Annotated in this window: 25 protein-coding genes; 18 read left to right on the top strand and 7 right to left on the bottom strand. The window is 35.3% G+C overall.

The annotated features are described in order from the left end of the window. Positions 1-98: 98 nt before the first annotated feature. The 5 genes from LC095_RS22270 to LC095_RS22250 all read left to right on the top strand — a co-directional run bounded on the left by LC095_RS22270 (position 99) and on the right by LC095_RS22250 (position 3,945). The gene (locus tag LC095_RS22270) at positions 99-1,022 is read left to right on the top strand and encodes a DnaD domain-containing protein (RefSeq protein ID WP_226530265.1); all 924 of its coding nucleotides are present in this window, start codon (positions 99-101) and stop codon (positions 1,020-1,022) included. Beyond that, positions 1,022-2,257 (top strand): replicative DNA helicase, encoded by a 1,236-nt coding sequence (locus LC095_RS22265; protein WP_226530264.1) that lies wholly within the window; start codon positions 1,022-1,024, stop codon positions 2,255-2,257. Before LC095_RS22270 ends, LC095_RS22265 begins: the two co-directional genes overlap by 1 nt. Positions 2,258-2,326: 69 nt before the next feature. Next, positions 2,327-2,797, top strand: a complete 471-nt coding sequence (locus LC095_RS22260) for a hypothetical protein (protein ID WP_226530263.1) — start codon at positions 2,327-2,329, stop codon at positions 2,795-2,797. Positions 2,798-2,909: 112 nt separating this feature from the next. Next, positions 2,910-3,308, top strand: a complete 399-nt coding sequence (locus LC095_RS22255; protein ID WP_226530262.1) for an effector binding domain-containing protein — start codon at positions 2,910-2,912, stop codon at positions 3,306-3,308. A 160-nt stretch (positions 3,309-3,468) separates the two neighbouring features. Next, positions 3,469-3,945 carry a YusW family protein gene (locus LC095_RS22250; protein WP_226530261.1) on the top strand — a complete coding sequence of 159 codons (477 nt, stop codon included), beginning with the start codon at positions 3,469-3,471 and terminating at the stop codon, positions 3,943-3,945. 40 nt (positions 3,946-3,985) lie between these two features. Here the strand turns inward: LC095_RS22250 and LC095_RS22245 are convergent, their stop codons facing one another. The 6 genes from LC095_RS22245 to LC095_RS22220 form a co-directional block, all read right to left on the bottom strand. Next, on the bottom strand, positions 3,986-5,215 hold the full coding sequence (locus LC095_RS22245) for a macrolide family glycosyltransferase (protein ID WP_226530260.1): 1,230 nt from the start codon (positions 5,213-5,215) through the stop codon (positions 3,986-3,988). Between the two features lie 216 nt (positions 5,216-5,431). Next, positions 5,432-6,850: a Na+/H+ antiporter NhaC family protein gene (locus tag LC095_RS22240; RefSeq protein ID WP_226530259.1), complete on the bottom strand. Its 1,419-nt coding sequence runs from the start codon at positions 6,848-6,850 to the stop codon at positions 5,432-5,434. Between the two features lie 80 nt (positions 6,851-6,930). Further along, positions 6,931-7,830: a class A beta-lactamase gene (gene bla, locus LC095_RS22235; protein ID WP_226530258.1), complete on the bottom strand. Its 900-nt coding sequence runs from the start codon at positions 7,828-7,830 to the stop codon at positions 6,931-6,933. 179 nt (positions 7,831-8,009) lie between these two features. Continuing rightward, entirely contained in the window at positions 8,010-9,809 is a 1,800-nt protein-coding gene (locus tag LC095_RS22230; protein ID WP_226530257.1) for a BlaR1 family beta-lactam sensor/signal transducer, read from the bottom strand. A gap of 1 nt (position 9,810) precedes the next feature. Next, positions 9,811-10,197 (bottom strand): BlaI/MecI/CopY family transcriptional regulator, encoded by a 387-nt coding sequence (locus LC095_RS22225; RefSeq protein WP_226530256.1) that lies wholly within the window; start codon positions 10,195-10,197, stop codon positions 9,811-9,813. A 129-nt stretch (positions 10,198-10,326) separates the two neighbouring features. After that, positions 10,327-10,842: a DUF3189 family protein gene (locus LC095_RS22220; protein ID WP_226530255.1), complete on the bottom strand. Its 516-nt coding sequence runs from the start codon at positions 10,840-10,842 to the stop codon at positions 10,327-10,329. A gap of 257 nt (positions 10,843-11,099) precedes the next feature. Between LC095_RS22220 and LC095_RS22215 the strand changes: the two genes are divergently transcribed. The 3 genes from LC095_RS22215 to LC095_RS22205 all read left to right on the top strand — a co-directional run bounded on the left by LC095_RS22215 (position 11,100) and on the right by LC095_RS22205 (position 13,857). Beyond that, complete coding sequence (locus LC095_RS22215) at positions 11,100-12,656, top strand: histidine kinase N-terminal 7TM domain-containing protein (RefSeq protein ID WP_226530254.1); 1,557 nt, start codon at positions 11,100-11,102, stop codon at positions 12,654-12,656. Positions 12,657-12,777: 121 nt separating this feature from the next. Further along, positions 12,778-12,969, top strand: coding sequence for a family 1 glycosylhydrolase (locus LC095_RS22210; RefSeq protein ID WP_226530253.1), 192 nt, complete (start codon positions 12,778-12,780; stop codon positions 12,967-12,969). A 396-nt stretch (positions 12,970-13,365) separates the two neighbouring features. Next, positions 13,366-13,857 (top strand): hypothetical protein, encoded by a 492-nt coding sequence (locus LC095_RS22205; RefSeq protein WP_226530252.1) that lies wholly within the window; start codon positions 13,366-13,368, stop codon positions 13,855-13,857. Positions 13,858-13,894: 37 nt separating this feature from the next. Here the strand turns inward: LC095_RS22205 and LC095_RS22200 are convergent, their stop codons facing one another. Then, positions 13,895-14,128, bottom strand: a complete 234-nt coding sequence (locus tag LC095_RS22200) for an aspartyl-phosphate phosphatase Spo0E family protein (RefSeq protein WP_226530251.1) — start codon at positions 14,126-14,128, stop codon at positions 13,895-13,897. Positions 14,129-14,292: 164 nt separating this feature from the next. Here LC095_RS22200 and LC095_RS22195 point away from each other — a divergent pair, with 164 nt between their 5' ends. From LC095_RS22195 to LC095_RS22155, 10 genes are all read left to right on the top strand, one after another. Next, positions 14,293-14,808 (top strand): AAA family ATPase, encoded by a 516-nt coding sequence (locus LC095_RS22195; protein ID WP_226530250.1) that lies wholly within the window; start codon positions 14,293-14,295, stop codon positions 14,806-14,808. Next, the gene (locus tag LC095_RS26960; protein WP_264196162.1) at positions 14,780-14,914 is read left to right on the top strand and encodes a hypothetical protein; all 135 of its coding nucleotides are present in this window, start codon (positions 14,780-14,782) and stop codon (positions 14,912-14,914) included. Before LC095_RS22195 ends, LC095_RS26960 begins: the two co-directional genes overlap by 29 nt. A 40-nt stretch (positions 14,915-14,954) precedes the next feature. Next, positions 14,955-16,100, top strand: coding sequence for an MFS transporter (locus LC095_RS22190; protein ID WP_226530249.1), 1,146 nt, complete (start codon positions 14,955-14,957; stop codon positions 16,098-16,100). 138 nt (positions 16,101-16,238) lie between these two features. Continuing rightward, positions 16,239-16,688 (top strand): hypothetical protein, encoded by a 450-nt coding sequence (locus tag LC095_RS22185; protein WP_226530248.1) that lies wholly within the window; start codon positions 16,239-16,241, stop codon positions 16,686-16,688. An 84-nt stretch (positions 16,689-16,772) separates the two neighbouring features. Continuing rightward, positions 16,773-17,528, top strand: coding sequence for a class I SAM-dependent methyltransferase (locus LC095_RS22180; RefSeq protein WP_226530247.1), 756 nt, complete (start codon positions 16,773-16,775; stop codon positions 17,526-17,528). Positions 17,529-17,836: 308 nt separating this feature from the next. Then, positions 17,837-20,128 (top strand): phosphatase PAP2 family protein, encoded by a 2,292-nt coding sequence (locus tag LC095_RS22175; RefSeq protein WP_226530246.1) that lies wholly within the window; start codon positions 17,837-17,839, stop codon positions 20,126-20,128. 979 nt (positions 20,129-21,107) lie between these two features. Further along, on the top strand, positions 21,108-21,587 hold the full coding sequence (locus LC095_RS22170) for a YjdJ family protein (protein WP_226530245.1): 480 nt from the start codon (positions 21,108-21,110) through the stop codon (positions 21,585-21,587). An 82-nt stretch (positions 21,588-21,669) separates the two neighbouring features. Continuing rightward, positions 21,670-22,308 (top strand): DUF1349 domain-containing protein, encoded by a 639-nt coding sequence (locus tag LC095_RS22165; RefSeq protein ID WP_226530244.1) that lies wholly within the window; start codon positions 21,670-21,672, stop codon positions 22,306-22,308. Between the two features lie 190 nt (positions 22,309-22,498). Next, positions 22,499-23,356, top strand: coding sequence for an alpha/beta hydrolase (locus LC095_RS22160; RefSeq protein WP_226530243.1), 858 nt, complete (start codon positions 22,499-22,501; stop codon positions 23,354-23,356). 193 nt (positions 23,357-23,549) lie between these two features. Next, the gene (locus LC095_RS22155; RefSeq protein WP_226530242.1) at positions 23,550-23,933 is read left to right on the top strand and encodes a YobA family protein; all 384 of its coding nucleotides are present in this window, start codon (positions 23,550-23,552) and stop codon (positions 23,931-23,933) included. Positions 23,934-24,008 lie beyond the last annotated feature (75 nt).

Below are 24,008 nucleotides of genomic sequence, written 5' to 3'. Positions count from 1 at the left end.
TAAAAATTACGCTACTCTTCTTCCTAATTTTTATATATAGAGGGTGAAAGATAACTTATCAGAAGAAAGGGTAGTGATGAACTATGGCGAGATACCGAATGTTTAACACTGATTTTTGGATGACACCGATTGTGGGGGAGGAGTTGTCAGCATATGAAAGGTATTTATATATTTATCTTCTGACAAATTATCATACAACTCAAATTGGAATCTATCGAATTTTAAAGAAACAAATAGCAGTGGAAATGGGGCTTTCGTTAGACCATGTTGAATCGTTAATGGAAAGTTTAGAACAGCAGCATAATTTGATTCGTTACAATCCAGAAACAAGAGAGGTTGTAATAACACATTGGGCAGATAGGATTCATAGTCGAGGTGGTAAACCTGTCATGGATTGTATTCATTCAGAATTAAGAAAAGTTGAAGATCCCACGCTTATTTCATATGTTTTGGATTCTATTAAAAGACCTGAAATTCGTAGTCTTTACGAAAAGTTTGGTGACCGAAATGGTCATTATGAGGCAAGGGACGATACGTTTGCACCAGATGTAACGATACGTAGGCAAAAAAAAGAAGAAGAAAAAGAAAAAAAACAACAACAAAAAGCTCTTAAAACAAATATAGAGAGTAATCCTAATACGCGAGGACAAATGCATAATCAAAATCCAAATGATGTGAAAGAGATTGTTGAGTTTTGGGACAATAATGGGTTTGGATTATCAAACATAAATGCTAAACATCAGCTGTTAGCTTGGTTGGACGATTCCACCTTTTCAAAGCCAAAAGACGTTATTTTAAAAGCCTTAATAATCGCCTGCTCAAATAACAAGCGCAAGCTAAACTATGTTGTTGGCATTCTTAAAAACTGGGAGAATGAATCGTTATTGACCGTTGAAGAAATTGAGGATTATCAAAAAAGCAAAAAGCAGGACCAGAACACAAGAAATACAACTCACTCTTTTCCAACCGGGAGAGATATCCCGCGTGGATTTGATCTTGATCTAACGGCTGGTGAAGAGTGATGAATCTTGCAGAAAAAGGTTTCTTAGGAACGTTGATGCAGGCTGAGTATCTGCTTAAAGATACGGTGATTCAACCTGAGCAACTAGAAAGTACACGTCATAAAGAGTTAATGCACAGAATGGTGAAATTAAACCGAGCGGGAAAGAGCACGGATTTAGTCTCCTTGACAACCTTACCAGACCTTGAATCTTTTGGCGGTATGACTTATCTTAGGGAGCTTGAATCATTTGCAGATGTTGATAAATTTGAAGTACTAGAAAAGCTCATGCTAGACCTTTGGAAGGAACGGGAAAAGCGAAATATTTTAACCATTGCGGCAGCGAATGATTGGGAGATTGCTAAGGTCATTTCTGAACTGGATAAAATTAATCAAGCCAAGATGGATGATCATACATCACTGGAACAAGCGTTGCTAAATATCTATGATGCACCTTGGGAGGATCAACCATTTTCGAAAGGTGTGCCAACAGGCATCAAAAAGCTCGACGAAATGACGGGTGGCTTTCAGAGTGGGGAAGTAACAATCATCGCAGCAAGACCATCAATGGGTAAAACTGATGTTATGCTTCACTTCGCCAAATTGGCGGGATGGGCAGGATATTTACCGCTAATCTTCTCATTGGAAATGCCGGAAACCTTAATAACAAAACGATTAATTGCATCAACAGGTAACATTAACCGCAGTAAAATGAGGGAACCTAAACGAATGCTAAGTGAAAAACAAAAGAAGAAATGGTCAGATGTCATTGGTGAACTGAATGAAACATCTATGCAGATTTTTGATGGAGCAGGACAAACAATCGCTGAGATGAGAGCGAAAACCAGAAAAATAATCAACCAATTTCCAACGAAAAAACCAATTCTTTTGATTGATTATTTAACCCTCATTCAATCCAGTGAAACATATGGCGGGAATGCTCATTTACAAGTAACAGAAATTTCAAAATCACTCAAAACGATGGCAAAGGATTTTGATTGTGCCGTTATTTGCTTGGCTCAGTTAAATCGCTCGGTAGAATCAAGAGCAAATAAACGGCCGATGATGTCAGATATTCGGGAATCAGGCAGTATAGAACAGGATGCCGATGTCATCATGTTTTTGTATCGTGAAGCATATTACGACAAGGAAACGGAGGATCGGTCACTTGAACTTATTCTTTCAAAAAACCGTAATGGTCCTGTTGGCTCAGTCAATGTGAATTATAACGAGTTTACAGGAAAGATTGAGGAGTAATCGTACAAAGTTTCGCTTTGAATAACAGCAAGAACGAAGATGTAAAATTCTTATATCGAGGTGTTATATATGATTGTAAAAGACCTTTACCTGGAATCTATACGTGATGAGGAATCTTCATTGGCCCATTATATATGCCATTTACTTGAGGAAAAGAAAATATCATTAGAAGACGATGTATCCAAAATAGACTTTGATCAAGCTGATCAGCGGAAAGTGGCGGAATTAATTGAAGAGAATAGATTAGGTTTTCAAAAGATACATATTTATTCACTGAAGATGAATGAGAATGAATTTGTTTTTATCTTTGCTGGAAGTAAGGAACAAGCTACCAAATTCTACATGAAAACATTTCAAGATATCCCAATAAACTGCATGGAATATTCCTTGGATTTTAAGCTTACAAGAGGGAATGGTGTGATTTCGTTTCGGGAGATGAGGAAGGAGTTTGAGAGTTTTCCGGTTGTGGTCGGGTATTTTGAGAGGGAGTGGGGGAAGGAAAATATGACAGAAACTATGACTGAATTTGCTTCGATGTAAAATTAAAGTTTGACCAATTAAAGATTTGTTTATTTATTAGGAAAAAGAAGGAAATGATCGTTTTTTGTAGAATGATCATTTAGATAAATACAGGATGGAGTGAAGAAACTGAATGAGATTAAAAATGATTAATAGTATAAAAACAAATAATTTTAACGATAACCTCTTGGTGGAAAAGATCACAGGTTTGTGGAAGGAAGCTTCTAATCATTTACCTGATCAAGGTATGAATATCTACGGTGTTTATCATGATTACGAAAGTGACTATAAAGGTGATTACCGATTAAGTATTGCAATTGAAGATAGCAAAAGTGACCCTTCACTAGAAATACCAGATCATGAAAAGTATGAAATCTTCAAAGTGGACACAGAAGATGAACAAGGTATTATAAACACTTGGAAACTGATTTGGGAACGTGAGAATTCAGGTACATTGAAAAGAGCGTACACATACGATTTTGAGAAATATGATCCTGATGGAAAAATTGAGATATACATAGCCATAAAATAATCAAAAGAGGAATTTTTTTATAAAAATAGGGAACCAGTATATAAGGGTTCCCTATTTTTATTTAATTTTGAGTCCAAATAAAGGTAAAGAGAAGAATTCGGGAAGTGGTATGAATAAAAAGGGGAATGTCAAAGCTAACAATAAAAAAGGAGTGATTTTAATGAAAAAGTTAATCAATCTAGCCTTATTATTAGCAACTGTTTGCATTATACAAGCTTGTAACAATGATGAAGTGTCAGATCCTCCACCGGCAGCTCCTGTGGAGAAGGATGATTCAGCAAATCAAGATACCGTTGATCAAAATGAAAATGCTGAAGCAACGTTTCATTTTACTAATTTTGACTTAGACGTAGATTATCCGGATAACAAAAATTATGATGTTGATTATGATAATGAGCAGGAAGGTATGGAAGCAGAGATTGAAGATACGTTAAATCAAAACAATCTTACAGGTGACGAGGCTTTTGAAGAGCTGAAACCAAAATTTGAAAAATTAACATTTGATCAAAACACAAAAAATGAAGATGTCCTAAGTGAAGTGAAAGATGTCTTTGAGATTAACGATGATTATACGAGAATCAAAGTAGAAGTTGAGTTTGCAGATGGTACGGAAAAAGAATATAGTGAACAGAAATAAAGATGCAGATTTTAACCTGCATCTTTATTGACATGTTGTTTCATTGGTGATTTCCAGTAAATGGTGGGACAGCGAACCTGTCCCTGTGTCCAAATTTCATGATTTCTGATACGGCGCGTTTGTAGCCGCCTTTTTCTTGGAGGAGGGTTCCAAATTCGGTGCAGTTTTGTTTGTATTTTTTATTGTTTAATAGGTTTAGTAATGATTGTTTCATAGTTTCTGAGTTACATTCTTTTAAATGGATGCCACAGCCTAAACGTTCAACTTGTTGTGCGATCATTTCTTGTTCCTGTTGTTGAGGATACAGGATTAAAGGGACTTTAAAATACAAACTTTCTTGAGCACTATTCATTCCTCCATGTGTAACGAATATGTCTACTTTTTGCAGTAAGTCTATTTGGTTTACATAGTTATAAAGAATAAAGTTTTCAGGTATAAAAGAAAAATCAGATTCGTTCATTTTATTTCCTAAAGATAAGATGAACGTTGCTTCGATATCTTTAAAAGCTTGAAAGCAGTCTTCGTAAAATTTTTTGTTATCTCCAAATATACTTCCCAAAGAAATATAAACGATTGGTTTTTTACTTTTAGATAGTGTAACGATTTCTCCTTCTTTTCGGTCCGATATAGAAGGGCCAACAAAACAATATGTATGATCAAACACATTTTTGTTTGGAGTAAATTCCGCAGCAGTAAAGACTATATTCAATTTTTCACTACTACTCAAAGCATCTAAAAGAGGAGGTTTCTTTATATTGTATTTTTTGCATAAATGGTGTTGAATGCTTAATGCTTTAACAAGATGTTTTAAATCTCCTCTTGCAAACTGAACCATTAAATTGAGGAACTCTTTTGGAATATTTAAGAATGATTCATGAAAAGGAAAGGTAGTTGTGGAACAAATGGTAGGGATCTTTTTAATTTGACCTACATATTTACCCCAAGTTGCTAAAGAATCATGAATAATATAGTCAGGTTTTTCTCTGTCGACTTCGTGTAATAAAAAGTCTAACATTTTTTCGGTGCTTTCAATACAAACCCTAAAAACAATGGGGAAGTATTTTAGCTGTTCTTCTGTATAATTTGTATCCTCTAAACGACTGATGCTATAAGGCATATATGTAGCACCAGTTTCTTCAATTTTTTCCTTTAAATCAGGAAAAGAGTAGTAAAGCACCTCTTCTCCTTGGTGAATTAACTCTTCGACTAAAGCGAGAGTTGGGTTTGTATGACCATGAGCTGGAATATTAAAAAACATAGCTTTACCCAAGAGAATGTCTCCTTCTTATAATTAGTAATGTTTTCCTTATTATATAGGTTAATTATACACGTGATAACTGAAATTCTTTTTTACTATCAAACTTGTAAAAGGGAAAGGTATAGGTAGAAAAAGTTCAGCTCAGGAGTTTGAGGAGACAACTTATGAAAGAGAGTGGAATTATTTAATTTGATTTTCCAATAAATGGAGGGACAACGAACCTGTCCCTCAGGTCCACAAGGCAGTTACAACAAATAATATAGCTGCAATAATTCCGCCGATTGTGGAGATTTTTAGTTTATAGCGTGCGTAATCGATGAGGTCCATGTCGAGAATGGATGCGGTTGTGATGGTTGTGTCGCCTAGCGGGGAGGTTAGTGCACCGAATGCTCCGCTGGCGAATACTGCACCGACTGTTAATGGAATGGAGGCTCCGGTGGATACGGCTAGTGTGATGCCGAGTGGCATGAACAATCCCCACGTTCCCCAGGAGCTTCCGATAAAGTAACCGACAACAGATCCAAGAACAAATATAGCGGCAGGAGTCAGATAGGCTGGCAAAAAGCTTCCTAGTGAACTGCTAATAAACTCGGAAAAACCAAGATCTTCAGCTGCTAAGGTTAAGGCCCATATGAGAATAAGGAGGCTGATCGCTTCCATCATCTGATTACCGCCGTCGTAAAAATGGTATAGCGTTTCGTTCATTTTCACACATCTAAATACATAAAAAACAAAAGTTAAAATAAGCGTGATAAAAACAGCCAGAAGCATGACAAATGTAGCATCCGCCATAGAAAAGGCCTGGAAAATCGTTTTAGCCCCCTGAGCTATACCGTTTTGCCATAATAAAGATAAAGATAATGAAAGCAATAAAAAGACAGGAACAATTAAATGCCATGGCTGTGCTTTTACAAGGGACAATTCTTTTTTAATTCCCATGCGGTGAAATTCGTGTTCTTCATCTTCCAAATCTTTTTTTCCTCGCTTGTCGGTTTTAGATTTTTTAGGTGTCCAAAACGTCTGCACAATTCCGATGAGAAGCATAACGATCGCATAAAAGTTAAACAAAATACTTAATAAGAATACCTCATAAGGAGACATACCTAAATTTAATTCACTTATGCCGCCTTCCACTAAAGACACCATAAAACCCACAAAAGCTGTTGCAACCGGCAACAGTACGATGATGGACTCTGTTGAGATATCCAATGTTAACCCTACTTTTTGCTTGGAAAGGTTCATTTTTTTGATAAGGGATTTAATAATCGGTCCTATCATCATAATCCGAAACATTGGCATCATGAACGTGAAGGGAAGGGTAAGCCAAATAAAGACGAGAAGCCCCCGTTCAGTGCGAATTTTCGATCCGGCCCATTCTGAAAACCCCTTAATGCCGCCAGATATATTCATCATCCCGACAAGACCGCCAAATAAATATAAAAAAACGATGATCTTAATATTTGTTTCATCAGAAAGGGTGGTGACAATGTAGAGTACAGCTTGCTCTGTTCCAGAAAGTAGATCGGAGGAAACCAGAATCGATCCGACTAATATTCCAACAACTAAACCAGGCAGGATATTTTTTAGCCAAACAGACATGCCAATAACGATAATGAAAGGTAATAATGAGAGCCAGGTTTGATTCAAAAGTTACTCCTCCCGAGACAAAAAAATACAATGCTTAGATTAGTTTGTCTTGAGAGGAGAGGGATTATGAAAGTTCGTAATTATTTTTTCTCAAAAGCTGCAAATACGGCCTTTGTTGCTTCTGCAATGAGCTTATTATCATAAGTGGCATCTTTTTCATTTTTGCTTGATAGAATGGCTAAAACAATTGGATCTTCATTTGGTGGCCAAATAATTGCAATATCATTTCGAGTGCCGTAAGATGCTGCTCCGGTTTTATCTGCTACTTCCCAACCTTTTGGTACTCCGGCACGAATTAATGCATCACCGGTTGTATTTCGCTTCATCCAGTCAACTAAAAGCTCACGTTTCGCAGGTGGAAGAGCATCTTCAAGTGCAAAAGTCTGAAGGCTTGCAGCAAGTGCTTTTGCTGTACTTGTATCATGGGTTTCACCGGGGGATACATCGTTTAATTCTGGTTCCATTCGTTCAGGGTTTGTAACATCGTCACCGATTTGTCGTAAGGCTTGTTTAAATTCTTCGGCTCCACCAATTGTCTCAAAAATGAGATTTGCAGCGGTATTGTCACTGTAGCGTAATGATGCATCAGAAAGATCCCGAAGTGTCATACCGGTATCGACATGTTGTTCTGTAATTGGACTATATGTAACAAGATCATCACGGGAATAGGAGATCTTTTCGTTCAGATCTTCAATAGATTTCTGCTGCAATAGGACACCTACTGCCAAAGCTTTACTAGTTGATGCATAGGCAAATCGTTCATCAGGTCGATAGGAAATGGCCTCGTCTGTTCCGGTGTCCAGAGCGTAAACTCCCAGCTTAGCATCATATTTTTCTTCAAGTTTAGAAAATTCATCCTGACCAGCAGGTTCATTTTTTTGTTGTTCAGATTGAGTTGATTGTGCTGGATCATTTGAACATCCCATCAGAACTAGAAAGGAAAGGAATAACACAGATGTCAGTTTGTTTTTTGTTTTCATTACAATTTACCTCTTTCTTTGTTAATTTTGCTTTATTCGAATAAAACTTACATATGTAATACTTAAAATATTACACATGTAAGTTTTTGTAGTCAACACTTTTATTGTGAGTGTTTTACATCATCATAATAAAAAACCCACAGATGTTAATCTGTGGGGATAATTGATTCTTTCAAGATTTACGATGATTTAATAATACCTTCCTTCTTCAATATGGAAAGGGCGATTTCAGATGCAGTACTTCCTCCAGCATCTTTTTTACCTTGTATGTGTACAGCAAAAAAGAACGTATTATCTGCAGTTTCTACATATCCAATAAACCACCCATCAATATTTTTACCGTTTACTTCTGCAGTTCCCGTTTTTCCGGATAATCGATGTTCATTTGTTTCTTCTAGTAGTATTGAGTCTTTGACAGTTTGAATAGTAGATGGATCAAAAGAAAAATCATTATGATAAAACTTTTCCAACATACCGATTTGTTCAATTGGGGAGATTTTTAGTGAGCCATCCATCCAATAATCAGTTATGTTATTTGACATATCTTTGTTTCCGTAATTCAATTGTTCAAAGTAAGTTTGCAACTTCTTTTTACCGATCTGCTTGTCAAGATGCTGAAAATACCATGTGGTCGAGTTTTTCATAGCCTTAAATAAATCCTGGTTTTGATTCCATTTATCATATTCGTGTATTGTTCCGTCCCAGGCTATTTCGGAATTTTCTTTTGAAATAATCCCATTTTCTAACGCAAACAATGCACTGAAAATTTTATAAGTAGAATTGGGAGCATACCTCGTAGTACTTTCGTCCTCATTATATATCATGTACTGATCCATATTGGTGTCGTATAAAACGGCACTTCCTGTAACATCTGTAAAAAAAGGAGAATAATCTTTGTTAACAATATGTTGATGCGAAAATGAATGTGTGTCTTTGTTGAAAGCAAGTACAGGTATTGAAGGAATACTACCTACAATGATCGCAAGAACAGCTGTAAAGATTAGTCCGCTTTTTACTTTTTGCTTTGTTGTTTCTTCTTGGAAATTTACAATGGTGACAATACGTCGTTTTACTTGTTTATACGAGCTGCTAATTTCTGATGCAGCAACTAATGGTGTAGTTTGTTTTGATTGGGAAGCAAATTTTAAAATAACTTCACCATACTTAAGCTGAGAATCTTCATCAAGCTTTTTTAAAACAGCATAATCGCAAGTTATCTCCATCTCTGTTTGCATTTCTTTTAAGAAGTACCAAACGATAGGATTAAACCAATAAACAATTCTGGATAGACCCATTATATAATTGATGAGAATATCATTACGTTTACAATGAACCAATTCGTGTAGTAACACACTTTTCATATCGTCATCAGTAAGCATTGAACGATCGATTGGTAAGACAATATATCGTTTGAAAAACCCAAACGTCATGGGGGACTTTACCAAAGGTGAATAGGCTAAAATGACCTTTTTATGAAAATCTATATCTTTTTTACAGGCTGTAAGTAGGTTTGTTAAATCTCGGTTTTCATTAACTAGTAAACTCTTTTTTATCTTATGGATTCTTAAATTACTAGAAAAAGTAGCCAGCAAAATGACAATCATTCCTATTACCCATAGGCAAATAAAGACAGAATCCAGCATGTTTAACGGTGATTGTTCGATAGAATTGGAAAAGTTTTGTTGCCAATTTCCATGTTGAAAAAACGTTTCTGACATATTTGCTGTAGAATCGAAGTTGGTTTTGCTTAAATGATCAACTCCAAAGTTTATGAAATGACGAAAAAATGAGTTGATTTCAAGGAATTGCAAGGGGATAAAAGGTGCAAACAAAACCAAAAGTGAAATTAGACTGATGTGATAGTGGGTATTGACAGTGATTTGCTTTTTTAATCCCTTTTTAATAACAAAAATGATACAAAAGATCACAGATACAATTATGTTACTAATGAAGAAAAGAGTGAAGAAAGAATTGCCCATATTATTCTTTCCCTTTATTCTTGCGACCTTCTAAAATTTGATACAACTCATTAATTTCATGCTCTGACAGCTTATCTTTTTCCAAGAAGTTTAAGACCATGGAATTGAGAGTACCATTATAAAACCGATTTAAAAAACTATGACTCTCTACTTCTATATAATCACTTTCCTCAACATTTGCTGTATAAACAAAGATACGGCCTTCTTTATGGTTTTTGAGGGCGCCTTTTTTAATTAATCGCAATAGCATCGTTTGAATGGTTTTAGGGCTCCAATCACTCGTTTTAGATAACTTTTCGATCACCTCATTTGTATTGATCGAAGGGTGTTTCCATACGATTTTCATTACTTCTAATTCAGCATCTGAAATTTGCGGGATATTTTTCATCATAACCACCTTTAAACTTACGTTTGTAGTATTTTTATTATATTCCGCCTATAGGATGAAGTCAATTTTGCTTGAGAAAGAAGCAGCATTTTGAAAAACGTATAGATCATGTAGGATGTAAAACGATCATTACGCTTGAAACTTATGATTATCAATCGTTATGACCTGTTGTTCTGCTGTTTTCTTAGCGATTTCCTTTGTTTGTTCAACGAGCTGGCTAATATGCAGACAGCATTGTTTAGCACCAATAATGAGCAATGGTACACCAATAGCATCGAGCTTTAATCCCCGTGAAAAAAAACCGCCGACAGTCATTGCGAAAGGTACAACAGGTGATGTGTTTGAAAAAATAATTCTCTCGTTAAGCTGATTACGCTCTGTTAATATTTCACTGAAGTGAGAAAGGGAGGGGAGCACAAGTTTGGACGATCTTTTCCCAAGTGTATAAACAGAATGGCCATCTTGATCAATTCCATGAAAGATAAATTTGCCCGCATCATGTTTTGATAATTTATTAAAATATGGAATGTTTAGAATTTCTTTTTTATCTAATACCTTCTCCGGATTACTTACAATGTTTAGATGATATGCTGCTGCTAATGATGTAGTGTGTGTCCCGCCAAAATCATGATACACATAGATCATGATATGATTCCCCCTGTTTATCATATTTCGTATAAAGTTTAATTGAATGATCATAAATGGTTTTTGTTTTTACATCTTTTCACATAATGAAGAATATATACCTGAGTCACCAGTATGAACGACAAAATTACGAATGATGTTGTAGATTTTTTTAATAAAAACAACTTTAGTAATACCTTCGTACTAGTCAATATTTCCTTTTCTGCTTTATAATATGAATTGAAAGTCTGTTTTTTCCAATCAATGGAGTTGAATTTATGCCTAATGAAGCTTTCGTATACATAGTGGTCGTTAGTTTAGCCGGAATTTTAAGTTCTTTGTTATGTTTGTACGCTTATTTTCGCCTGAAGGATGTTCCAGGGGGTAAGCCGTATATATTCGTCACCTTATTTTCAGCTATTTTCACATTTTCCTATGCTGTTGAGTTATCAAGTACAACTTTGGAGAAAATCCTCATTTGGTTAAGTGTCGAATATCTTGTTTTGCCATTCATTCCGACATTCATCCTGTTGATGTGCTTAGGGTATGTGGGGCAAAAATTAAAACAATGGATGTACTATCTTTTATTTCTACTTCCAATTTTGACAATCTTTATGCATGCCACAAACGAGCTTCATCACCTTTATTACACATCGATTGAATTAAATCGTGACAGTCCATTTCCGATCTTGAAGTTGGAATACGGTCCTTGGTTTTATGTTCATTCGATTTATTTCTTTTTGTGTTTCATGGTGAGTATGATTTCGTTAGGTTTGGAATTGAGAAAAACAACATTATTTCGATTTCGTATGCAAATGATATTGATGGTAGCAGGAATTATGGTGCCAATCATAGCAAACTATTTTTATTTAAATAATTTGAGTCCATATGGTATTGATTTGGGACCGGTTTCTATGAGTATTTCTTTTATCCTTCATGGTGCAGCCCTTTTTTCTTATCAAATGTTTCGGGTTACACCTGTTGCGAGAGAGACAGTGTTTGAACATATGAGAGAGGGGGTTATTGTTTTAAATCAAGATGGATTGCTTGTTGATTATAACCACGCTATGCTTGATATCATTTCAACCTTAAGCTCTCAATGTATTGGAAAGCCTATCGTGGATGTTATAGGAAGAGGGACACACCTTGCTGAAATCGTCTTACTTGAAAAAGAATGTGACTTTCAATCAACTTCATCAATTGAAAACACCTATTATCATATTCGGTTTTCAAATGTGAAAAATAAACATAAACTCATGAAAATTATCACGTTTGTTGATGTGAGCGAGAGAGTTGATTTACAAGAAAAGTTACAATATTTAGCTCGTATTGACGGGTTAACACAACTCTATAATCGTCACTTTTTTATGGAAGAATCTGAGAGACTTGTAGATTCTTTAAATAAAAAGGGTGAAAACATATCCATTATCATGTTTGATATTGACCATTTTAAAAGCATTAATGATACATTCGGACATGAAGCAGGAGATTTGGTTTTAGCACGTGTTGCTAGTGTGGTGAAGAAATGTCTGGGATCTCGTGATATTGTTGGGAGGTATGGCGGGGAGGAATTTATCCTATGTATGCCTGATGCGTCCTTACTTGCAGCGGAGAAGATGGCAGATTTTATTCGAAGGAATATATCTCAGACGGTTGTACGCTATTTGGAGAAGGAAATTACGGTTACGTCAAGCTTTGGTATATCTTCTGTCTTGATAAGTGGTGAAGCTGATCAAGCAGCCTTGCAAACTCTCATAAGAGAAGCTGATCAAGCCCTTTATGCCGCAAAGCGGAAGGGAAGAAATTGTGTTGAACTTTTTGAGAAGGTAGGTTGAGTGTTCGGTCAAGGTTTTATATTTATCAACCTAAATAAAAAATTCCCTGCTTTTTGATAAGTGGGGAATTTTTTAATCAAAATTATGTGTATCTTATGTAATCTTTGTTGATTTCCAATAAATGGTGGGACGACGGACCTGTCCCCATGTCCCTACCCATGTCCCTATTGAATGGCAATCAGGGTATGGCATGCAGTTTGGATTAATTGAAGTTGATCGTACCACACAAGAAAGAATTCCTAAGAATAGCGCGTATCTTTTAGGGAAAGTGGCAAAAGAAAATAAATTGGCGGCAAATTTGGAGGTCCGCTGATTCTAAATAAAACCAAACATTAAAAGGTATAATGGTACTTTCATAGTGTCATTATACCTTTATTTCTCGTATATAAATGGGTGATCTGCTAACTCCATATGAGATATAAACGCACACAAAAATAAGTAGCAATCTAATTCGATTTCTTTTTATGAGTAGTATAAGGTAGTGTTATCAATAATCTAACTGGCGTTAATACAAAAGAAGTTCACCTTTACTATTTTTTATCATTTTATATAAACGCATTTTGCTAGCAATCTGCCAGAATACAGTTTTTACGAAATGGAACATTTTATAAAAAATAATTAATACTAACTAAAATATGGTAAATTTTATATGTAGGTTTTTTATTATCAATTTTTTAATGTACTTAATTAACTTATAAAGGGGTTTTCTATGAAAGTAGATTCAAAAATGAGGGAAATTCAACGAAAATATAAAACTGAAATAGAAGCAAAGAATAAAAAAGGGAAAGACGCTCTAGTAGTAGCTTCTATTATCTTTTTTATGATCTTGCTACTATTCTTTGGGGTTAAATTTCCATACTTTGAAGAAGATGCTATTCAGCCTGTTCCACCGTATGATTATCAGAAAAAATGGATGGACGTTACTCAAGAAATTGACGATACGTTAAAAAATAATAGTGAATACACGGGGATAGCCATAGACTTCAGTCCTGAACCTATTAAAATAATAGTAAAAACATCATTTGAAAAAACGAATGTAATGGGTGATGACCATCTAAATGAGCTTATTAGTATCGCTAATGAGAGTATTACTTCAAATAACTTACCTGCTTTATTAAAAGAAAATGAAACCTACGAAATCATTATAATTGGAAACAATAAAGAAGAAATAACAAGAGCAACATTTCACAATGATGAGTAATTGTGAATGGCTGCTTTTGAAAGACATAAAAAAGACTCTATTGATGAACAAGAGCCTCAGAAGGATCATTTAGTAATTTTTTTATCTCCATAAAATCAATTTTTTGAAACTCTGTAAGCTTTTCGTCTAAACTTTGACTCAATGACACTGTAATAGGGTGATTTAGGCCTAAGTATAGCCCGAATTCGATCAATTCACTTTTTAATACATCTATTTGTACTAGGAGATCATATGGATTTAATTGATTGCCATGCGAAACCGTATGTTTCATCTTAAGTCTGCTCCTTTAGTTTCCTCTAAGATGTTTATCGGCATTTAAATGGGAAACTTTAGGTTTTATTGTGAAAAAAGGATTGAATATTATTTTGCCGCTATTCACTTAAAGAGTGCAGTAGTACGGGAATAAGGATTAGCGACAGAAACGGGGGGATAGTCATGGGAATTAGGAATTATTTAATTGAAGGCGTTTCAGGCACTGGCAAAACTTCGGTCTGTAAAGAATTGCAGCGGCGCGGCTACAATGCTATTAATGGTGACCGTGAATTGGCTTATCAAGGTGATCCGGAAACTGGAACACGGACAGAAGGTGTCACGCACGAGCACCACATTTGGCATGTAGATAAAGTAAAAGATTTGGTCGCCAACAAGGATGAGGAGGTAACCTTTTTTTGCGGTGGTTCTAGGAACTTTTCGAAATTCATAGATCTATTTGACGGCGTGTTTGTCCTCGAGGTCGGCCTTGACACATTGAACCGGCGCCTTGACGAGCGACCAGAAGATGAGTGGGGCGGAAAGGGAAGAAAAACGGAACGGGAACTCATTGTACGACTACACCAAACGAAAGAAGACATCCCCAAAAACGGAATCATAATCGACGCCACCGTACCGATTGAAGAAGTCGTTGATGTGATCGTCCGTCTTAGTGAAGAAAATAAACCCGAACGACAGTAAAATTGAATGGGATGATCATGAAGAAGATCGGTTGCTTATTAAGCAGCCTTTTTTATTTATCGTCCTTTATCTAACGTTCAGTTTATTTGAACAATTAGGATTCTAAAAAATATACATAGAATAATAATGGTAAACGGGGGGATGGAATGAGCTCACGAGGGAGAGTTAGTTTAAGTGTTGGTTGGATCACTTTGTTTCTAATAGGTACAGATTTATTTGTCGTATCTCCGTTATTACCGTTCATTTCGGAAGCGTATAATGTAAATCCAGCGATGACAGGATGGATGATAACGGTTTTTGCTGTAACATATGCAATTGCAGCACCTCTCTTTGGTTGGGCTTCAGATAAAAATGGAAAAGGGATTTTTATTACGTTTGGGTTATTGTTATTTTCCTTCTCTAATACCTTAACTGCTTTCTCACCTTCTTTTTCCTGGTTAATCATGAGTCGTATTTTAGCTGGTTTGTCGGTAGCTGCGATTACCCCTTTGATTTATGCCATTATCGGGGATATTGCACCATCTAATCGGAGAGGAACTTGGCTCTCTATTGTTGTTTCAGGACATTTAACAGCTCTTTGGGCAGGAGCACCTATCGGCACGTTACTAGAGCATTTTCTTGGTTGGCGTTCCGTATTTGTTGTAATGGCTGTTGTCGGGATGATAATGGCAGTAGTAAATTTCAAAACATGGAAATATGTTTCAATAAGTGATTTGACAAGAAATCAAGTAGAAGGAAATTTGCTAAGAATACTTGGTTCAGTAAGTGTTACCTCGATTTGGGCGATTTCAATGTATGCTCTTTATGTTTACTTAGGTGCGGCTCTTTATTCCGAAAATAGATTCTCATCATCAAAAATTGCAATAGCTGTTACTTTTTATGGTATTGGTGCGGTTTTAGGAAGTCTTACAAGTGGACAATTCACAGATAGGTTTGGAGTAAGGAAGATTTCGAAAGCTACACTTATCTTTTTGAGTGTAATACTCGTTTGTGTAGGAATATTCTTTTCGTCTGGCGATTGGATTTATCTTTTTCTGTTTATATGGGCTTTGGTTGGGTATGCAGGATTTACGTCATACCAAGCGCGATTAGCAGTCGAATATCCAAAGGAACGAGGAATTGTCATGGCGTGGAATAATACGGCTCTTTATATTGGTATTACGATTGGTTCAATGATAGGTGGCTATGTTATATCTAACTGGGGATACCCTTTCCTTCCGTATGTTTGCAGCATCGCAGCATTTATTAGTTTTGTGCTTAGTATCCAAACAAAGACCCAAGAAAAAAATTAGCTTTCCAGCAGATGGATTACCTTAGAATATAGCCTTTTTATTTATAGGGCAGACCTAATAACAGAACAGTTTGGTTTAATTTCTAAATGAGTAACCTTTCTTTATTTTATACGTCTTTAACTATAAAGGGGGTTGGTTATGAAAAAATGTTTTTATTTATTCATCGTGCTTTTTGTTCTTATCAGTATGGGATGCTCTAAGGACATGTCTGGAGATAAACCTCCTGAGGTATATATAACTATTGGAAATGAAAGGTATGAAACAAAACTTGGTGCTTATTGTTGGAAAGGTACATGCATTGATACGGCTGGACCTATTGAGCTTTTAAAGGGAAAAGAACCAATCAAAGTAATACCTGGTGAGAAAATATCTTTTATAATGGATTATGAACCTAAACCAAATGAATTTCATCTTATCCAAATGAATGAAAATAATGAGAATGAAATCAAAGTTAAAGAAAATAGTTTTTCCGCACCAACACAAAAAGGAATTTATTATTATTCTTATGGTGTATGGTGGATGGATGAAAAGAAAGAGAACCTATCTAATGGAGATGCTTTTTACGCATTAGTTCTAGAAGTAAAGTAGTTCTTATTGAACTATTTAACTAAATAGAGCACTTCCACATCACACTAGTATTTTCTACCTTACTATATTGGAGATGTATGAATGATGAAACAAAACAAATATGATGATGAACATTTCTTTTCTGCATATGAAAAAATGCCACGATCGGTCAAAGGACTAGAAGGGGCGGGAGAATGGCATGTTTTAAAAGCACTGATGCCAGATTTGAAGAATAAGAATGTGCTTGATTTGGGTTGCGGTTTTGGTTGGCATTGCCGTTATGTTCGTGAGCAAGAAGCAAGTTCAGTAATAGGTGTAGACATATCGGAAAAAATGCTTCAAAAAGCTCGTGAAAACACAGATGACCCATTAATTTCTTATTTAAAGATGCCAATTGAAGAAATCAATTTTACAGACGATCAATTTGATGTGGTCATTAGTTCGTTGGCTTTTCACTATATTAAGTCGTTTGAAGAAATCTGCAAAAAAGTCTACAAATGTCTAAGACCTGGCGGGACTTTTTTATTCTCAGTTGAACATCCAATCTTTACTTCACGAAACGATCAAGATTGGTATTACGATGAACAAGGGAATCCGCTACATTGGCCAGTAGACCATTATCAATCAGAAGGAGTACGTGAAACGACATTTTTAACAGAAAATGTTATAAAATATCACCGGACATTCTCGACATATTTAAATAACTTAATTGGTACAGGCTTTAGTATAAGAGCAGTAAAAGAACCAACTCCTTCTGATAAAATGTTAAAGAATATACCCGGAATGACTGATGAACTCCGAAGACCCATGTTTTTAATGATCTTAGCAGTAAAGGAGAATACATCTTCAAATGAAATGTAGGTGATCATTTCAAAATTAAACGTTCCTATAAAAAGTAGGAACGTTATTTCTTGTTTAGTTTCATTTTAGTTTTAAAGCCACTCCTTTTCTGTTTAGGGATTTCTGCAAAAAGCTACAATTTTTCAAAGAAATTCGTACTTTGCTATTTGAATTTACATAACTTTAACATTTTCCCTATATTCAAATAACATCCAATCCTTATAGTGAAATTTGTGTCTGACATTTCGTCTAGGAGATTGAATAAATATGTAGTATTAGTCATTTAAAAATTTGTAGCAGAAAAGGAGAACACAAATGGTATGAAATTTATGAACAAAAAATCAATCATAATCCTTACAACACTAACGATGGCATCTTCTACGCTGCCTGTTCAAGCCGCCAGTCAATATTCTACTATCGAGCGGAGCACTGCGAAAAATGAAATTCAAACTGAGTTTGATAATGTCTCAATAAAAGGATATCCTCAAGTTTCTCGTACAGAAGCAGTAATTACATCAACTAATTCTTTTAAAAAAGGTAAGTTTTCAAAACCTGCAAAGCCACAAGGGACCACTGAAGAAGTAAATATTGATGCTCCTGATGTTGATCACACTTTACCAGCAGTGGATAACGGTGGAAATGCAAATGATGCGATCTTAAAGAATATAGCTGCGACTAATCCTTTTATTACTATTTTAGATGGTTTTGATCAAATATGGTCTATGAATCAAGCAGATTGGAGAGACGGAACAGCGTTAACAAAACCAGGTGCAAACGGTGAGGTTGCAAACTATGGGGACGGACCTACCGTTTATTTTGATGGATATAAAAATGATATGACAAAAATAGTAGCAGATAAGAAAACATATGCTAACGAAGAAATTAGAGATGCAGAGACTTGGGAAGCTAATATTAAATATGTAGAAGACGTTACCAATAACAGAACGGATGAAGAGGCTCTAGCGGCTTATTATGATGATCAAAGAGATAAGATATATAGTATGATGGAAGCTTATGGGCCTTTAGCTAATACATATGTTGATATCGTTAACCCGATCACAAGTGTTGTAAGATCAACAGAGGACATGAATAAAGTATTGGAGGAAACAACTGTTGAAGATGAAAGTCAAGGAATGGGACAATGGAAGGGATCTGAATTATCAAATGCGATGGATTTAGTTCATTTAATTCGATTCAGGAGCCCTTCATCGTCAAACCCTTCTAAGTACTTTTTCTCTTCTCCAAGACCTTACAGAATGAATTCAAATGGAGAAGTGAAAGAAGTTGTTGATCAGAACGGTTTACCTGTGTGGGAAACAATCGGAAGTGGCGAAAGTACAGTAGAAGAATTACCTTCAGGTGGCAAAAAAGAAACGGGAGAAAGACATTACCAACAATATGAAACGAATGTGGCAGTCATTCCTGCATTAGAATATGTAAAACGAGAAGCGGAAGACGGAAGAGGCAAAGACGGAGCTTTTCCAAGTGGGCATACAAGCGCATCTTATTTGTCAACATTCGGATTTGCCTACGCAACACCGGAACGATATGCTGAATTTTTAACAAGAGCAGCTCAAATGGGAGAAAACAGAATAGTGACTGGAATGCACTCTCCACTTGATGTGATAGGAGCAAGAATACAATCTACAGCTATGACTGCTTATGCATACAATCTTCCAGAAAACAAAGAGATATTGGATAAGGCTTATGAAAATGCTGGAGAAGTATTCGGTGAATTAGCTAAATCAAAAGATATGAGCTTGTACGAATATGCACATACGGTAACTGAAGATTATAAGTTTGAAAGTGCGTACGATGAAGAAAAGTGGGAAGATTATGAAGCAAATAAAGCGTTCTATCGGGAAAAACTTACGTACGGATTACCTCAAACAGGAACAAAAGGTTTAGACCCTGTAGTTCCCAAAGGGGCAGAAGTTTTATTGGAAACTCGTCAACCTTATTTGACAGATAAACAACGTAGAGAAGTATTATATACCACAGAAATTGAATCAGGCTACCCTGTCATCGACGAGTCAAATGGGTGGGGAAGACTTGATTTGGTAACAGCATCTGATGGATATGGTGCGTTTTTAAGCAATGTAACAGTGGATATGGATGCTTCAAAAGGAAGATTTAATGCCCATGATTGGTGGAAAAATGATATCACTGGCAGTGGTATGCTTACCAAGAAAGGGACAGGAACGCTTACACTGACAGGAAATAATAGTTATTCAGGAGGCACATTGCTACAAGGAGGTACGTTAGAAGCTACTTCTAAGACTGCTTTTGGTGAAGGCGATCTTTATGTAGAAAATGGTACAGTTTTAGTTAATGGAAATGGACCTTTAAAAATAAATGGCAATTTAACAATGGAAGCTGGAAACCTTGATATTGCAATGGATGATGACAAAAGTCAACTAACTATAGATGGACTGTTATACCTTGATGGTGGGAACTTGAATTTGGACCTTTCGAATTATGAATTAGAAAAAGGTACAAACATTACTTTAATGACTGCCAACAAGGTAAAAGGTAAATTCGATCATGTAACTGCTGATGGTTACAAGGTAACGGTTACTTACAGAAATAATAGTGTCGTTGCACATATCAAAGTAAAATAATAGCGTTTGGTGATTTGAAACTGGTAGGAGGGGGTGAAGAAATCCCCGACTTCTGGGAGAGAGGCCTTGAGACCACTAATAAAAAATAGTGGTCTTTTTTACTCTTTATTGGGAAAATCCAGTATGATGGATTAGCGCTAAAACAAACAGTATCACAGTCAAGAGCAATCTTCCGCAATCAAGTGCTGTTCTTGAATAAAGATAGTCGCTTTTTTTATTTATTGAACCAGTTGTTGCAATAACGAATAGACATAATATGTTAATATTAGGAAGGAATAGTGTAGCAACGTACAAAAACTATACTTGCAGTAATTGGGTTAAGTAAAAAAAGAAGAAAAATATACTGTAGGAAACAAATGGTTAGAGAAACAGTAGTAAATGTGAATGAAACTAGATTTTGGAGAAAAATAAGAGTTTAGGAGATATACCATAGAAACGAGGTTAGATAATGAGTAATTGGTGGTATGGTTTTTATTTTTTAATACTAGGAGTATTATCTTTCTTTACAGGAGAGATCGTAACATTTATTATGCTTGGATTTATTTTATTGAGCCTTAATAACATAAATCATACTTTGAAAAAGATATATCAAAACAATAAAAAGGATGGAGGTAATTAGAGATTAATTTAAACCTTCAACATATTGAATAACCACTTAAAGAAATATGGATATTTATGTTAAAATTATAGGTGGTATGTTGAAATGAATGTAAAAGAGTGTCGAGTGTATACTTTATGAATAATGTTGAACGATGTAAGTTTATAATTGCTTCTGTAATCATAGCATTATTAATCACAATAGTAATATTTATCATTTTGATTAATAGGTAGAAAGGTATTATTTCTATTTAAAGAGGTTTCAGAGGGGAATTGTAAAGAAGGGTTTACTTGTTCTCTTTGCCATTCCAATAACACCGTTCGTTCTGGTAAATAGATTGTAATATAGAAATGTCATTTTCATTAAAGGGGGAATGTTTTTGTGAAATATTTGATTCAGTACTTAATAGCATTTATGGTAATGGTTTTTTCAATGTTTGCTGCATGGTATGAAGGAAGTGCTATAAGAGAAAACCCTTGGGAATGGAAATACTCTGCCTATTTTTCGAAATTACTAAATGGTGAAATTACAAGTAGAGCAGATTTATCACAATTAGATCATTTTATATATGCAGCAAAATTTAGCCCTATCTATCCGTCGTTTATTATTTTAAGCTTATTTTATATATTGACTTTAAGTGGTTACTTGCTCTTAAAAAGTGATAGGAAAAGAATGACATATTACCTATTCCTGTGTATTATAACCTTTTTAATTGGAGCAATTGTAACAGACTCCCCAACAATAGGAGGTAGATACTTTGCCAAGATCTTTACTTCTCTTGGAATTATTCATTTAGCTCTAGCATTTTTAATTTATTTAAAGATGAAAAAGAGAAAGGGATATTTAGAGAATTTAGTTTAATTACGAACTCTTTTATAAATAAGGACAGATGCAGTATAATGAATAAGAAAGGTAATAATTGTAAAAAAATGGAGGGGTTTAGTTGGGGGGACAATGGATTCTTGAGGAGAAATTTCAAAGTGAACAATTAAATAGCTTACTAAAATGGCGTTGTGAACCTAAGAAATGGATGATTGACACAACGAGTTCTCAATTGGTTTTAAATACCGATCAGGAAACAGATTACTGGCAAAAAACACATTACGGTTTTGAAGCAGATAATGGTCATTTTCTTTATATGAATACAGACAAGAATTTTAGGATGACAACAAAGGTCAAAACTTATCCAAAGTCAAAGTATGATCACGCAGGGTTGATGATTCGCTTTTCAAAGAATGTGTGGGTTAAAACTTCTCTAGAGTTTATAACAAATACTTTGAGTAAAATGGGGACAGTAGTTACAAATGGGGGTTACTCTGACTGGTCCACACAATATATGGAGTCTAAAGAGATTGACCAATATTTTCGAGTATCCAGGATTGATCAAAATTGTTATGTTGATTTTTCCTTGGATGGAAAAGAATGGATGCAAATACGCATAGCTCACTTGGATATTCCGTCTGATTCAACAATTTCAGCCGGATTATTCGCATGCAGCCCTCAAGGAAAGGATCTTACTGTGCGTTTTGATTTTCTTACTATTGAAGAGCTTTCTTCTGATCCAAAAGAAGCTTACCTATAATATCAAAAGGTTACTTTCTTAAAATAAAATTCAGTAACGAAGCGCTTATCTTGATCAAAGATAAAGCGTTTTTTTTGAGCATGTTTAAGGATTGTTGAATAAACGATATAAGTGTCTAGAAATGGGAAAATGTGGTATATTTGATTTGTAGATTCATACATTACTAAACTATCCGAGGAGAGTGGTATTAGTGTTTGAGTATGAGCGTTCGTTGCCTTTAGGTTTTAAAGAACTTTCAATTATTAGGAAGGATGGGTATACAGTTAGGGATTTATCCTATTTAAGCCCGCTTAGTGGGAACGTACCTGCTTATTTAGTTGTTCCCAATAAAGAAGGGAAGTCTTTTCCAGCAGCGGTTTTTTTGCACCCTGGCCAAGGGGATCGAACAACGTTTCTATCGGAAGCTGTGGATTTAGCTTCGAAAGGGGTAATTTCTCTTTTAATTGATGCACCTTCTATGCGAAAAACTCCGCCTCAATCTTTGTCTCAAGAACATAAGCTAAACCTTATGGTTGAGGAAGTGGTCAACATTCAGGGATACATTCAGACAGTTGTAGACCTTCAAAGGGGAATTGACCTGCTTTCAAGCTTAGAAAATGTAGATTCTAATCGACTTGCATATGTTGGTCATAGTTTGGGGGCTACTTGGGGCGGGGTGCTTGCTGGAGTTGAGAACCGCATTAAGGCATATGTTCTTATGGCAGGACTCTCTAATGTATCTACTTGGCATAAATCAAGCGAACACCCATTAGCTGAGTTGATTCGTAATAAGCTAACCAGGGAACAGTTTAATAAATTTATCTCTGAAATTGAGCTATTGGATGCAGTTCATTACATAAAAAAAGCTGCACCTGCATCACTTTTCTTTCAATTTAGCCGCAATGACGAATTTATATCAAAAGACCAAGCACATACATTTTACGATGTTGCAAGTTCACCGAAGGAAGTTGCTTGGTATGAAACGGACCATCTTTTCAAAGAATGTCATACCGCTTATAAAGAACGTATGCAATGGATTTTGAGACAATTAGAACTTCACACGAAATAATCAGTTACAGACGATAAATCTGTAAGTTTTTTCATAAAAACTTTCATTATGAGTAACTAAGGATGAGTGTTATTAATACTTATTGAGGATGGACACCTTCTATCCGTTATTCTTTCTTTTGAAACTGTAACTTTAATGCCCATTTCTTCAACTAATTTAGGGAAGGAGATTTTTACTAAAGGAGAGATTTATATTGATAAAAAGAAGGAGTTTGTTCATTGCAATTTTATTAAGTTGTTTACTATATGGATGTAATTCAGAAGATACCAAAAATGAAAAGAAAGAGGTAAAAGCAACATTTATCGGAACAATTGAAGAAATTACGGATAATCAAATCGGACTTGTAGACATTGTAGAAGGAGAAATTCTTAGTTCTGGTAGTAGAGTATCTGTCAATCTTTCGGTTAACCCTACAGAAACATTTCAACTAGGAGACAAAATAAAAGTAGGATATGATGGTACGATAATGGAAAGTTTTCCATTACAAATTAATACACTACTGTTGAACCTGTTGAGTAATTTACGAATTAGAATGAATGTAAATATTAATGTTAAAACATTTTTTTGTTTTATGTAATACTAATTTGCTAAAACGATGGATTTTGCTAAAAATGGAACAAGAGATCTTTGGGATCCCTTGTTCCATTTGAAA

The sequence above is a fragment of the Metabacillus niabensis genome (assembly GCF_020524345.1).
Classification (GTDB): Bacteria; Bacillota; Bacilli; order Bacillales; family Bacillaceae; genus Metabacillus; species Metabacillus niabensis_B.
This window is presented reverse-complemented; position numbering and strand designations above follow the sequence as displayed.